At 41.7% G+C, this 13,936-nt stretch carries 11 protein-coding genes; 6 read left to right on the plus strand and 5 right to left on the minus strand.

Features of this window, described 5'->3' with window-relative positions; genetic code table 11:
- Positions 1–207: 207 nt before the first annotated feature.
- Positions 208–4,122: a PAS domain S-box protein gene (locus tag H6G08_RS05395; RefSeq protein WP_313941327.1), complete on the minus strand. Its 3,915-nt coding sequence runs from the start codon at positions 4,120–4,122 to the stop codon at positions 208–210.
- A 44-nt stretch (positions 4,123–4,166) separates the two neighbouring features.
- Here H6G08_RS05395 and H6G08_RS05400 point away from each other — a divergent pair, with 44 nt between their 5' ends.
- Complete coding sequence (locus H6G08_RS05400) at positions 4,167–4,307, plus strand: hypothetical protein (RefSeq protein WP_190539409.1); 141 nt, start codon at positions 4,167–4,169, stop codon at positions 4,305–4,307.
- A gap of 30 nt (positions 4,308–4,337) precedes the next feature.
- Here H6G08_RS05400 and H6G08_RS05405 read toward each other — a convergent pair whose 3' ends face one another.
- The 3 genes from H6G08_RS05405 to H6G08_RS05415 all read right to left on the minus strand — a co-directional run bounded on the left by H6G08_RS05405 (position 4,338) and on the right by H6G08_RS05415 (position 6,789).
- On the minus strand, positions 4,338–5,504 hold the full coding sequence (locus tag H6G08_RS05405) for a glycosyl hydrolase family 18 protein (RefSeq protein ID WP_190539410.1): 1,167 nt from the start codon (positions 5,502–5,504) through the stop codon (positions 4,338–4,340).
- A gap of 52 nt (positions 5,505–5,556) precedes the next feature.
- Positions 5,557–5,700, minus strand: coding sequence for a hypothetical protein (locus H6G08_RS05410; protein WP_190539414.1), 144 nt, complete (start codon positions 5,698–5,700; stop codon positions 5,557–5,559).
- 111 nt (positions 5,701–5,811) lie between these two features.
- A complete protein-coding gene (locus H6G08_RS05415) occupies positions 5,812–6,789 on the minus strand; it encodes a carbohydrate kinase family protein (protein ID WP_190539415.1) in 978 nt (325 codons plus the stop codon).
- Positions 6,790–7,142: 353 nt separating this feature from the next.
- On the opposite strand from H6G08_RS05415, the gene pedR reads away from it, so the two are divergent.
- On the plus strand, positions 7,143–7,406 hold the full coding sequence (gene pedR, locus H6G08_RS05420) for a photosynthetic electron transport-dependent transcriptional regulator PedR (protein WP_190539417.1): 264 nt from the start codon (positions 7,143–7,145) through the stop codon (positions 7,404–7,406).
- A 19-nt stretch (positions 7,407–7,425) separates the two neighbouring features.
- Here the strand turns inward: pedR and H6G08_RS05425 are convergent, their stop codons facing one another.
- Entirely contained in the window at positions 7,426–7,647 is a 222-nt protein-coding gene (locus H6G08_RS05425) for a hypothetical protein (RefSeq protein WP_190539420.1), read from the minus strand.
- A gap of 139 nt (positions 7,648–7,786) precedes the next feature.
- On the opposite strand from H6G08_RS05425, the gene H6G08_RS05430 reads away from it, so the two are divergent.
- From H6G08_RS05430 to H6G08_RS05445, 4 genes are all read left to right on the plus strand, one after another.
- Complete coding sequence (locus H6G08_RS05430) at positions 7,787–8,494, plus strand: DUF6391 domain-containing protein (protein ID WP_190539422.1); 708 nt, start codon at positions 7,787–7,789, stop codon at positions 8,492–8,494.
- A 132-nt stretch (positions 8,495–8,626) separates the two neighbouring features.
- Positions 8,627–9,625 (plus strand): glycosyltransferase, encoded by a 999-nt coding sequence (locus tag H6G08_RS05435; protein ID WP_190539424.1) that lies wholly within the window; start codon positions 8,627–8,629, stop codon positions 9,623–9,625.
- A gap of 458 nt (positions 9,626–10,083) precedes the next feature.
- Positions 10,084–11,730 carry a DUF1565 domain-containing protein gene (locus H6G08_RS05440; protein ID WP_190539426.1) on the plus strand — a complete coding sequence of 549 codons (1,647 nt, stop codon included), beginning with the start codon at positions 10,084–10,086 and terminating at the stop codon, positions 11,728–11,730.
- Positions 11,731–12,088: 358 nt separating this feature from the next.
- Positions 12,089–13,633 (plus strand): slipin family protein, encoded by a 1,545-nt coding sequence (locus H6G08_RS05445; RefSeq protein ID WP_190539428.1) that lies wholly within the window; start codon positions 12,089–12,091, stop codon positions 13,631–13,633.
- Positions 13,634–13,936: the final 303 nt, after the last annotated feature.

Genomic DNA, 13,936 nt, shown 5'->3' on the forward strand with positions numbered 1-13,936 from the left:
CTTTGTACGCTTTGCTAGCAGATGATTGTGGCTATCAATCTCATCTGAAAAAGTTAATTATTATCTAGGGAATATTGGCTCTAACTGGCGTTGCGTAATACAAATATAACGCAATATTAGGATTTTATTTATATTACACAAACTACAAAAAAGATTTTTCTTTATAGAACTTTGCATTTCTTGATATTTTTCTCTGGACTTAGAGATCTATACACCAGTCTGAATTACTCGAACAACAGCTTCTAACAATACTTCTGGCTCCACTGGCTTAGGTAGATGCAGTTGAAACCCAGCAGATAAAGCTTGATTGCGATCGCACTCGCTAGCGTAAGCAGTTAGCGCAATGGCAGGAATTGTCCCTCCTTGGGCTGGCGAAAGTTTTCGTAATTGTCTGATTAGCATATAGCCATCCATTTCTGGCATACCAATATCACACAGGAGTAGATCTGGGAGGAATTGCGGCAAAATATTTAATGCTTCGGCGGCGGAAGTAGCAACGGTGACATCTGCACCATGCTGGGTGAGAATAAATTCTGCTAAATTACCCATATCAGCTTCATCGTCTACAACCAAAATCCGCAAGCCTGTTAAATTTACAGATAAGCGGGAAGGTTGATTGTCTGGAGATGATTCCGGCTCAATGCTGGTTGCTGGTAACAAAACTGTAAATGTTGCGCCTAAACCCTCGCCTTGACTTTGGGCTTCTACCGTACCCCCATGTAGCTCAACAATTTGACGAACGATCGCCAAACCTAACCCCAATCCCCCAAATCTACGAGTTGTACTGCTATCGGCTTGGCGAAAATACTCAAATACATGAGGTAGAAAGTCAGCATTGATACCTTTACCATTATCAATGACTTGAATTTGCACTTGGTTACCGATTTCTGCTAACTTCACTTCTACTCGTCCGCCTTCTGGTGTAAATTTAATGGCATTGGAGAGTAAATTCCAGAAGACTTGTTGCAAGCGATTGGCGTCGCCAAATACGGTTTGCTTGCCTGGTTGGAAAATTGTTTGAATTTGAATAGATTTGCTATTGGCGGCTAACTGTACTGTTTCTATCGCGCCGGCAATCACTTCGATGAGGTTGACTGGCGCAGTCTGAAGACTGAGTTTACCCCGTAACATCCGGGAAATATCGAGCAAATCTTCAATCAGTTGGGCTTGGAGTTTGGCGTTGCGCTCGATTGTTTCTAAGGCTTGCTGGGCTTTTGTGGGGGTTAATTTTTGCGTTTGCAGTAACTTTGTCCAGCCTAAAATTGGATTGAGGGGCGATCGCAATTCGTGAGATAGTACTGCGAGAAACTCATCTTTTACTCGGTTGGCTTGTTCCGCCTCAGCTCTTGCTTGACGTTCGGCTTCATATAACTGAGCGCGGGAAATGGCTTGAGCGCATTGACGACTAATTGCCAAAATAAATTCGCGATCGTCTGCGGTGAGTTGTTTATACTCTGGGAAATTCAGCGACATTCCACCCACCGATCTACCTTCAGCCACTAGGGGTAGGGACATCCAGGCACTATTATCATATTTGCTGTAATTTTCTGCTAAATGAGGATAGCGGCTAACTCTTTCGGCTACGGTTTCCATCCACACTGGCTCTCTAGTTCGGATAGCTTCGGCTAAGGGAACAGGAGTATTAATGGAAAATCGCCGCCAAGATTCTGACAAGTCACTTTCATGACTGACAGCTTTGACAAGTTCTAGCTCGGTGCCATCATCGCTGACTAGTACCACCATTGCCGAGGTAGCTTTTAATACAGCCATGCTTTGTTCTACAATTACCTCCACCACTTGCAAAGGAGTCAGGGATTGAGACAGGGCGGCTGTCACTGTTTGCAAGCAGGCAGTGCGATCTGCGGCGGTTTCGGCTGCTTGTCTGGCTTGTTGAGCTTGTTGATAAAGACGGGCATTATCAATAGCGATCGCAGCTCGTCGCGCTAAATCTTCGGCTAAATTCAAATCTTTTCGGCTGTAATGACGCTGAGATTCGGTAAATACAAAGGAAATACTGCCAAAAACTTTTTCTTGCGCTTTTAAAGGTGCAATAATGCAGGATTTTAAGCCTAATCCGCGTAAGAGTTCTAAATATTCAGGATCGGCAATAGCCGCAGTTAACTGTTCATCGGTAATTTGGGTAACAATTTCACTGTTTCCAGTTTGCATTACCTGAGAAATACCATAGCAATCATCCAATTTTCGCGGATAGCGTTGAGCTAATTCCCAGCCCAAGTGCTGCTTTTGCGGATCGATATGGGCAACGGCGACAAGGTTGATGCTGTTATCTTCATTGAGTAAATCGACACTACACCAATCGGCAAAGTAGGGTACAGCTAAATCGGCAACGCTTTGCAGGGTTTGTTGGTAATCTAAGGAAGAAGCCAACACTGCACTTACTTCGGCTAAAAAAGCTGACTGTTGTTGGGCGGCTTCGGCGGCGGCGCGGGCTACTTGTTCCCTTACTAGTTGTACTCGTTTTTCTTCAGCTTGTTGGCGATCGCGTAACGCTGCTTGCTGCTCGGTAATATCAAAAAATGAGGCGACAACGGCGTAAGGCTGATTGCTATTTATAGGGAATAGGGGGCGGGTATTGATGGAAATCCAGGTTAAACTGGCGTCTGGTTTGTGAATACCCATGATGACATTGGTTTGTGGCTCTCCAGTACGCAAAGTTACCATTGATGGATGCAATTCGCCAGGGAAAGGGGAACCATCTTCATAAACAGCCCGCCAGCGCGGATCGAGAGATGTACGCCCCATTATTTGATCGGCTGTTAAGCCTAAAATTTTCTCTGCACTGGGATTACAGGTAAAAATTTCTCCATCAGCGTACTGTAAGACAATGCCTTCAGCCGCCGCTTCAATCACCGAACGATAACGCTCTTGGGATTCTTGCAGGGCTGCTTCTACCTGCTGACGTTCGGTAATATCGGTAATAGCAGTAATAACGCTGATAATTTCGCCAGCAGCATTAAATAAAGGTGAAGCATTAATTGATAAAATAGAAACTGTACCATCGGCATGGGCGATCGCGTGTTCCACTCCATACACAGCTTCCCCAGTCTGCATCACCTGTACAAAAGGTAGTTCAGCTTCGGGAAAAGGTTGCCCTTCGACAGTGGTAATTGACCAAGATGGATCGTTATATACTCGTTCTGTAATCCCACTATTAGTTAATTTTAAGATTTGCTCGGCGGCTCGATTAGCAGCGATAATTTGTCCGGCAAGATTGATAATAACAATACCATCAGGAATTGTCTGAAAAATACTCGATAACCTAGCTTCACTCTCGCGCAGAGCATTTTCTATCTGTTTGCGCTCGGTGATATCGTGCATTACTACCACTGCACCTTGTTTTTCACCTTGCAAATTAGCGATCGCTTGCCCATTTGCTGATAAAATTCGCACTAATCCCTGCTGAGGTGCGATCGTCATTTCCACATTTTCCACCCGTTCGCCCTGTAAGGCGCGAAATAGGGGAATATCCGCCGTATTCATCGGTGTTTTACCATCAGGCAAATACAAATCGTAATATTCTGCCCATTGCTCCGGTAGTATGGGTTGTACAGGTAATCCGTGAAATAATCGCGCTGCTTGATTAAATAACTTTAATTGCCCATTGGCATCGCAAGCCACAATTCCGGCTTGAATATTATCTAACAAGACATTAAGAAAATCTTGCTCTTTGCGTAGCTTTGTTTCTAATTGTTTCCTGTCTGTAATATCTAAAAAATAAGCTAATAAACCATGAGGAATCGGTACCAACCGCACCGTTAACCATCGATTTAATGGGGGATAAAACTCATCAAACTCAACAGGTAATTGTTGGTTAATTGCTTGCTGAGAGTATTGAAACAAATCACTCGTAGCATCAACAGCAAATACATCCCATAATATTTTGCCTAATAGAAGCTCTCGCTGGATGCCCAAAAGCGCTGCAACTTGATTATTAACCGAGGTGACAAGCCACGAGCTGTTGATTTCAATTAACGCCTCAGCCATGTTGTCAACAATTGCTTGGAAGCGTTCTGCAGCAGGTAGATCGTTGGAAAACTGTTCTGGAGAATTGAATATTTCTGGGCGATCGCTGTTCAGATGAGCCTCCTTTACCCCGGCAATACTGTCACCAACCGAAAATAATCTAGCCTAGCACTAAATGCCCAATGGTTGATCTGAGCTTTTCTGATTCTACAAGTTTCAGTAAATCGGCGTTAAAAATTATCTTATTACAAGGCAGAGAGCAGGGGACAAGGGAGACAATTGTACAGACAAGGGCGATCGCGTCTTTAACAAATGACTATTGACTATTGACTATTGACTACTGACTTAAAAACCTAAAATGCATAATAATATGCAGGGTAGGCGCAATTTTTGACAGCCTGAAGTAAAGGATCGGGAGTTTCTGCTTCAGGTAGCCAGCCGGCTGCTAAATCCCAAATAATGATACCGCCTAAACTATTTTTCTGGACATAATTAATCTTTACCTGTACCGATTTCTCATCTTCATAAGAAATAAAACTATCAGTAGCAGAACCCAATGTATCAATTTTTAAATAGGCAGATTGGGCGGTTTCATCCCAATGATAAACCTGCTTTTTGTAATAGCGATGAATAATATCAAAATATGGAATTGAAGCTAATGTAGGTATTTGGGTTTTGTCCCATTTCTGTAATGGCTCAAATACGCCACCCCATTTTTTACCCTCAAAATCAATTCCAATTCCTAACTTACTGGCGGCTACACCTGCATTGATAAAAGCTTTGACGAACCCATCAGCAGAAGGCAAAAGTTGACCAGTTATAGGAAGTGTGTGCCCGCCATCATACAGTGGTGCATTGTGCCAAGTAATCCAACCTAGAGAATTTTCTGCTAATTGATATGTTGTGATATTGATTTGCGCGAATAGATGTTGCAATTTAGCAAATAGCTCTGGGCGATTTTTGACAGCCGCAGTTAATATTGGCTGGGGAGTAATGGCGCTTAATTTCTCAGTCAAAAGATGAATGAAAGCAGTATATTGGGCTTCATCCTCTTCTGTGAGATATTCCCAATGAATATCAATGCCATCGTATTGTTCGCCATCATAGCCTCTACCATCGTTGGTTAAAAATTTGACCAAATTAGTTGTAAAGGCGTCAAGATTTTCTGGGTTGGTAGCGGCTCTAAATCTATTGTTGATATTTGTCGCCCCATTTATTGCTGCTTTTTCATGGGAAGCGATCGCAAACAGAACTTTTGTACCAGATGCATGGGCTGCTTTCAACAAAGCTGCTGAGTTTTCTGGAGTAATTTGATTAGTCTCAAAATCCAAATCGGCGGGAGCGAAAATTGCATTTTGTTGTTTAGCACCAGGTTTAACAGCAAAATGAACGATTGTAGTTACAGCACTGTAATCAATTTCTTCCGGGCGTAAATAATCTTGTCGCCAACCGGGATAATAAGCGCTAGTCCATCCCAAAATGCATTGATTATTGACTGGGAAACTATCAAGTGTTCTCATATAGCCTCTGTAACCTAACAATTTAGCGATCGCGATGAAGTATCAGCACAAACTACTCTACAAAGGGTGTTTGTATAATTCCGGTTAGGTTAGGTGGAAGGAAATACAGAAGTTTAACTTGAAAATAGCGTTGACGGTTGACGGTTGACGGTTGACGGTTGACGGTTGACGGTTGACTCTTAAGATAAATTTTCATGTTTGGTAGTGAGATTTTATAGCGATCGACTCGCGTGATTAGATCCCCGATTTCTTGAAGAAGTCGGGGATCTAGGAATTTAGCAAAATTAAGGCGATGAACTATGAGCCGCTAAATTTGATGAGAAGCCAGAAAAGCTTCGACTTCCGCAGCCGTGGGTTGAGAAGCGATCGCACCTGGTTTAATTGTAGTTAGGGCACCTACAGCGCTCGCATAAGTCACAATAGTTTTTGCTGTTTCCCCATTAGCTAAGTTTTTGATCCCATACTGTAATAGTTGATGGATAAACCCGGCTAAAAAGCTATCTCCTGCGCCTGTTGTATCCACCACAGGTATAGAAAATGAGGGGAGTTTACCTTCATTTTCCACCAAGCAATAGGCGCAACCGTTTTCCCCATCTGTCACTAGCACTCCTTCCAGAGAATCGACTCGGTATGTAATTGCACCAGGATCGCTAGTATCAAAGAGCCATTCAGCTTCTTCCTTAGATAATTTGACAAAATCGACTCGTTTGAGTATTTCTTCAATTTTTTGCCGCGCAATTTGATGATCGTGCCAAAATACAGGACGCCAATTCACATCCAGCAAAATCTTTAAATCGTAATATTCTGCTAATTCCAGAGCGCGATGAATGGCTTTTTCACTATCTGGATAAGCTAATTCCAAAGTACCTAAAACCAAAAAATCTGCTTCTTGAAATAAAGATTTCGGCAATTTTTCTGCTATTAGGTGCGTATCAGCAAATTCGGTGGTATCATACTTGCCAAATCCGGCAAAAGTGCGATCGCCTGCCAAATCCCTAGTTACATAAACTTGTCTGGTTGGGGCAGTTGGATGGCGCTGTACCCCTATTGTATCTACACCTAGTTCTTGTAACAGGTCTACCAATTTATTACCTGGTTCATCTTCACCAACAGCTCCGATAAAACCCGCTGGTGTCCCCAGCTTCACTAAAGCACAAGCCACGTTTGCTGGCGCTCCTCCTGGGTAAGGAGTCCAAGACTGAACCTCTTCTAGCTTTAGCCCCAATTGATCGGCTAAACAATCAAACAAAATTTCACCGAGACATAAAACGCGGGGATTGCTCATTTCATTTTAGAGTTTCGATTTGGGAGGAAGATTTTCCAGTATAAAATCTACAATAATCTTTGCTTTATGTCGCCAGTCCTTCATAGAATGAAATAGCAATTTTTGCTACTAATCTTAGGGTGTAAATGTTTTGCTCCCACATTTTATTGCATCGGTAAAAAGGCTGACTTTATATATTGAATGGTAGTATTTATTACTGGCATTTTTTCAATTTCATGACTATGAGGCAAAAATAAACAAAAAATAATGGCAATTATCATGCTAACAGCGCGGAAAATGCCTGCCTAGAGAAGAATCTTCTAGAATTAGAGAGAGTGATTAAGTACATATACCAAGGGAGGATAGAATAAGTCATGGCTGCTGGCGAGTCTGTGACCCCTGTTAGTCTGTCAGACAGAGAACTGCAAATTATCGACTTAGTGGCCGCTGGCTTAACTAACCAAGAGATTGCAGGAAAACTGGAAATTAGCAAACGCACAGTTGATAACCATATCAGCAATATTCTCACGAAAACCCAGACGGAAAACCGAGTAGCTCTTGTGCGCTGGGCTTTACAGTGGGGCAAAGTCTGTTTGAATGATGTCAATTGCTGTCCTCTGCCTAACCATAACGATTAACGCGATCGATGGCTTTGAATTAGCACATCATTGATTGCGCGATCGCATTCAAGTTCTTTTGGTTTACAGCCTGGGCAAATCTAACGCTTAAATAAGTTTTCTGCTCTTCACGCCTTATTTCATCAGTGTGAACTTCTACCACCAACTTTTTGAGCGTCCAAGTCAACCAAAAATCATCGAGATTGACGACTAAATAATCGTCAAAGGGAGTCTTTTCACTATCGGTAAAGGGTTTTATCAACTTTACCGATAGGAAATTTCCCTTAGGTACATAGGATATTTACCCAAGGAACAATAAAAATTAGCAATAATATCTTGCTGCAAGCGCTACATTTGTAAGAAATCTATGTTGCTCCATCAGCTTGAGGAGCAGTGTTTCTATGAATACTTCTGCTTCTTTTCAAAGTGGTTCATCGCCCTTTGACTTTTTTAACTTTGATTTGACGGTTCCGCTATCAGGAAACTTTACCAACGCAGCAGATAAAGTTGCTTCTGGAGATTTTGCCCAATCTACACCAGATGCTGATTTACTCAAACAGCTATCATTTATTCCTGGATTAAAAGAAATCTTGCTGCTGCGACAAGTTCACGCCTTAGAACATGCTACTGTTTGGCTTTTGGGGGAATCTAACAGCGCCTCTAGTTCCCACACAGCAGCCAAAAATTTTCAAATTGATAACGAATTGTTAAGCGGGTTGTCTACAGAGCAGGGATTTTATCTTTATGGTGAAGTAAATATCAGCGATTTACGGCGTGCAGTTACTTTGGCGCTACATCGCCTGACTCATGGAGAAGCGGATTTAGCAATTCACCCCCGTTGCGGGACTAATTTATCTGTAGCCATGTTGTTAACAGCCGGACTAGCTGTAGGCGTGCATTTTTTGTTACCATTTCGACCAATCGAACAATTGATAGGTTTGGGGTTAGCCGCAACAACAGCAGCAGAACTTGCACCAGATTTAGGTTTTATGGCACAGCGCTATCTCACCACCGCCATTCCCTTTAATCTCAAAATCGCACAGATTATTCGTACAAAAGATATGTGGGGACGGGAAGCGCATTTTGTCAAAGTAAATTGGCAATATTAATTAGCAAGTATAGTATCTTTGCTAATTGCTGGTAGCGAATATCCGCCCAGTATCTATTCTGCTCTGCCCAGCAGTATTTCCATTAATATAGTGACTTACCATTGTGCGATCGCTCATTTTAGAGGTTAAGTCATGAGAAAACTGTATTTCTTACTTCCAGGGACAGATAATAAATTTGCTTGTGGTGGGCTTTGGGCAGAGTTAAAAACGCTTAATTTAGCTCAACAAATTTGTAGTGCTGAAGTTGTCACTTACCGTCAACGCGAACCAGGTAAACTTTTTCTGGACGATGTACTGCAACAAAAAAATTTAACCGATGTCATTTTTGTCATTAGCTGGGGTTTTGATATCGCTAAACTCGCAGCGAAACTGCAACAATATAACGTTGTTTATCATGCTCACAGTGCAGGTTACAAATTCAGTTTACCTGGGAATATACCCATTATTACTGTGAGCCGCAATACAATGGGATATTGGGGACAAAAATCTCCCAACTCTTTAATTTATTACTTACCTAATCAAATTAGTAACGAATTTCAAAATTTACATCTAGAGCGAGATATTGATGTTTTAGTTCAGGCGAGGAAATCATCAGCATATTTAATGAAATCTTTGATTCCTGAATTAGAGAAAAAATGTCAAGTATTCGTTGCTAATTCCTTTATTGAAGATTTACCAGGATTATTTAATCGCGCCAAGATTTATCTTTATGACTCGGCTGAATATTGGGCACAACAGCGTGTAACCGAGGGATTTGGCTTACAACCAATGGAAGCCCTTGCTTGTGGTTGTCAGGTATTTTCTAGCATCAATGGCGGATTATCTGATTACTTAGATCCTGGCTTTAATTGCTATAAAATTGCAGCATATTCACGAGAATTTGATATGCATAGAATTTTAAAAGTATTAGAATCCCCTGTAAATACAACCTTATCTGAAGATTTTTTTGCTGAGTATCGGTACGAAAATATTATTAAGCGATTGCAAGTAATTTTGACTGAGTTAAATGAATTTTTCGACCATAAAATTCAACATCCCCAAAATATTCCCGATTTGAATAACCTACGTCTAATTAAATTAACAGCAAACAACATATACAGTAAAATACGTAAAAAATATTTTTCAAAATAATACCAATCTGAAAAAAGAATGCCACAGATTGTAGGGGCATGGCATTGCCATGCCCTCTAGAATATATTGATGTGTTGCCAACATTATTTAAATTGGCATAAGTCAAATACATACCTTTTTCAATAAATGTCGGGTGCGCACTTCCCAACACGAAAACCTCAGAATTTTAGCAAAATTTAAGAAGTGCCTGCCCGATAAAAATCTTAATATTAATCTCCGCCTATAGGTCAGACAAAAACTGTCCTACCGGGGGGTCAGACCTATCATTCGCCAAGTGTAGTTAGGACTGCACCAACTTCCCCAACTGGTATATTTAAAACCCTGCCAAAATTTTTCTTGATTTTTGCGGAATGTATCATTAGACTCTGGAAGTCAATGTTGCTATTTAATTCTTAGCAAATGCTACCAAATTTAATGGTTAGCGTTAGTATATCTATGTCTTTTTTCGCAGTATAAATATGGCACAAGATTTTTACGTAAATTCAGGGTCTGGCAATGACAGCAACGTTGGTAGCCAACAAGCCCCCTTTAAAACCATCACTCGTGCTCTCAAGGCTGCTACTCCAGGTAGCAAAGTCCAACTAGCAGATGGTACTTACAATGCCACTACTGGAGAAGTATTTCCTTTAACCGTACCATCAGGTGTAATAGTCGTAGGTAACGAAGCTAACAAAGGAAGCACTGTTGTAATTGAAGGTAGCGGTAACTACCTCAGCCGGACATTTGCTGGACAAAATGTCACCTTTGTCATGCTGAATGATTCACAGCTACGGGGCGTTACTGTGACAAATCCAGCTACTCGCGGTTCTGCTGTTTGGGTAGAATCAAGTACGCCAACTATTGCCAATAGCACCTTCATTAATTCCAAGCGCGAAGGCGTGTTTGCTACTGGCGATGCAAATCCAGTCATCGTTGGTAATGTCTTCTCAACGAATGCGGCTAATGGTGTTTCCATCGCAAAAAATTCTAAAGGCGAAGTTAAAAGTAATACCTTTTCCAAAACTGGTTATGGTATCGCCATTAGTGATGCCGCAGCCCCGACAATTATAGATAACAAAATTTCTGAAAACCGTTCTGGAATTGTTGTTTCTGGGACTGCGCGGCCTATTTTGCGTAACAATATCAGCGAGAAAAATACCGATGATGGCCTGACTGTTATTGCTAGTGCTTTCCCGGATTTAGGCAGTATAAGTAATCCTGGGGGTAATGTTTTACGCAATAACGGTAAGTTTGATTTGCAGAATGCTGGTAGTAACAAGCTGGTATCTGTAGGAAATCAAATCGATCCATCTAAAATCTCTGGGAGCATAGAGTTTGCTGCTACTCCCACACCAACGCCTACACCCACACCCACACCCACACCTACCCCTACACCCACACCAACGCCTACACCTACACCTACACCCACACCCACACCCACACCTACTCCCACCCCGACGCCAGTACCAGTACCAGTACCAACACCCACCCCTACTCCAACTCCAACACCAACGCCTACACCCACACCCACACCCACACCCACCCCTACCACAGACTTAACAGATATTGCTAATCATTGGGCGGCTCCATTTATTCGAGAATTAGTCAAACAGGGTATAGTTAGCGGCTTCCCCGATCGCACTTTTAAACCTGATGCGACAATGACTAGGGCACAATATGCAGCCTTACTAGTAAAAGCTTTCAACCCCTCCCCAAATCGTGCGGCTACTAAATTCAAGGATGTACCAGCAGATTTTTGGGCGGCTAAAGTCATTCAGCAAGCTTATCAAGGTTTATTTCTCGCTGGTTTTCCTAATGGTAACTTCCAACCCAACCAAAATATCCAGCGCGTACAAGTGATAGTTTCTCTAGTAAATGGCTTGGGATTATCTGCTGATACTACAACTGCTTTCAAATTTGACGATCAAGCCAAGATTCCCGACTACGCCAAGGATGAAGTCGCCAAAGCGATAGACAAGCAAATTATCGTTAATTACCCCAATCCTAAAGCACTCAATCCTACCCGCGATGCTACACGCGCTGAGGTAGCGGCACTAGTTTATCAAGCTTTAGTTGATGCCGGTCGTGTAGCGGCGATTAACTCGCCTTATATCGTAGTTGGTTAATTCCTCTACTTAGCTATCTATATACCAACAAAGTCTATTCTTGAAGATTTTGTTGGTATATTTTTTTTCGATTTTATTGCGCTTTAAGTATCAGTAGTCAGTAGGGGCATGGCAATGCCATGCCCTCTAGAATATATTGATGTATCGCCAACCCTATTTAAGTTGGGATGATTTTCGGGTTGTTTTGCGATCGCATTTACATTTGCATCATCAAGAAATATAATGTAGTATATGTACTACATGCTGAACTGCAAATACAACTATTGAAACTATAAATTCCGCAGCACAGAGTAAAAATCCCAGGTTGTAAATGTTTTTATTAAACCTTCTACGACGGCTCAGACTACCTAAAATATCTATGAAAATTTCTTTCTGGAAAACCTTCTATATTAAACCTAACGAAATTGGCATTTTATATCACCGCAGTGATTTCAAAAAAATCTTACAGCCTGGTACTTATACTTATTTTGGTTGGCATTGGCAAGTCACAACCTTTGATTTGAACCAACCAGAAGCTAAAATTGAGAACTTAGAACTGTTGCTCCAAAATCACAGTTCCGAGTTACAACAATACTTAACAGTTGTTCGGACAGCCTTTAACCAAGCGGCTTTAGTCCGTTTAGGACAAAATTGGCTGAGTATTTCACCCAACCAATTACGCGCTTTTTGGCGTGGTTTTATTGAGGTAGAAACTCATCTATTTAACTTAGAAGAAACCTTAGAAATACCTGCTGAATTTGTTCAAAAATTACGCGGAATTTCCTTAGCTGGTATTCAGAAAATCCAAATTTCTGAATATGAAATTGGCTTGCTATACGTGCAAAACAACTTTATCCAACCTCTAGAACCAGGTGACTATGCTTTCTGGTGCTTTGATAGAGTTGTTTCTGTTCGTAATTTTAGCCGCATTCTACCTAATCCCAGCTTTCCCTTGGAAGATGTCTTAATTGAGAGACATCCAGACTTTGTATCTGCTTATTGTGAAACAGTACAATTACAGAATCAGCAAGTAGCAATTGTCCGCTATCAAGGGAAAGTAATTTCCATCCTCGCCCCATGTAGTCGTAAGCTATTTTGGCAAGGTGTGGAAGTAGAGGTAATTGATATCAGCAATGATGCAAAATTACCATCTCGCTTAGTTGCAGAGTTAGTTTCCGGCTTACCAGAAGCTTTAAGTCTTAGCCGCAACAGCCTGCATATTTGCGAAGTTCCTACACAACATGTTGGCTTGCTCTATATTAATCAAGAATTTCAAACCCAACTTCAGCCAGGAAAGCACGCCTGGTGGTTATTTGGACGTTCTTTACAAACGGAAGTCTTTGATTTACGCTACTCAACCCTAGAAGTATCTGGTCAAGATATCCTTTCTAAAGATAAAGTACCTTTACGCTTAAACTTAACTGCTGGCTTCCGTATCCTCGATCCTCTCAGAGCAAAAAATGGCTTATCAGATATAATTAGCTACTTGTACAAGGAATTACAATTTGCTTTGCGTGGTGCAGTAGGCGAAAGAAGCTTAGATGCATTACTAGAGGATAAAGGGGCGATTGATAAAAGTGTTTCTGACTACATTCGCCAAAAAATCGCCGACTACGGAATCGAAATAGATTCAGTTGGGGTGAAAGATATTATTCTCCCTGGCGAAATCAAAACTATTTTGAGCAAAGTAGTAGAAGCGGAAAAAGCCGCCCAAGCAAACGTAGTTCGTCGTCGGGAAGAGACTGCTGCGACTCGCAGTATGTTAAACACGGCTAAGGTAATGGAAGATAACCCCGTTGCATTGCGGTTGAAGGAGTTGGAAGTATTAGAGCGAATTGCTGAGAAAATCGAGAAAATTCAAGTTAATGGTAGCTTGGATAGCATTTTAACCGATTTAATTCAGATAAATCGCCAACCAACTTAGATAATTGTAGGGACATGGCGCTGCCCATACGTGTCAACTTAAAGTAAAACCCCCATTCCATCTAGCTCCCATGCTCTGCGTGGGAGCTGAGATTTATGAGGCTCTGCCTCAATTTATTAGAAGACGAGGCGGCAGCCCACAAATACGCATTTCCAGCCGGAGGCTGGAAACGAGATAGAGAAGGGTTCTGAGCTTAAGTTGACACCAATGGGCAGTGCCATGCCCCTACCTGCGGACTTCATTTACCTAAAATATGCTGTAGATATATAGATGCACGTTGATAGACGCTACTGGTTATCTGCG

This window comes from Calothrix anomala FACHB-343 (genome assembly GCF_014696435.1).
GTDB classification, from domain to species: domain Bacteria; phylum Cyanobacteriota; class Cyanobacteriia; order Cyanobacteriales; family Nostocaceae; genus Aulosira; species Aulosira anomala_A.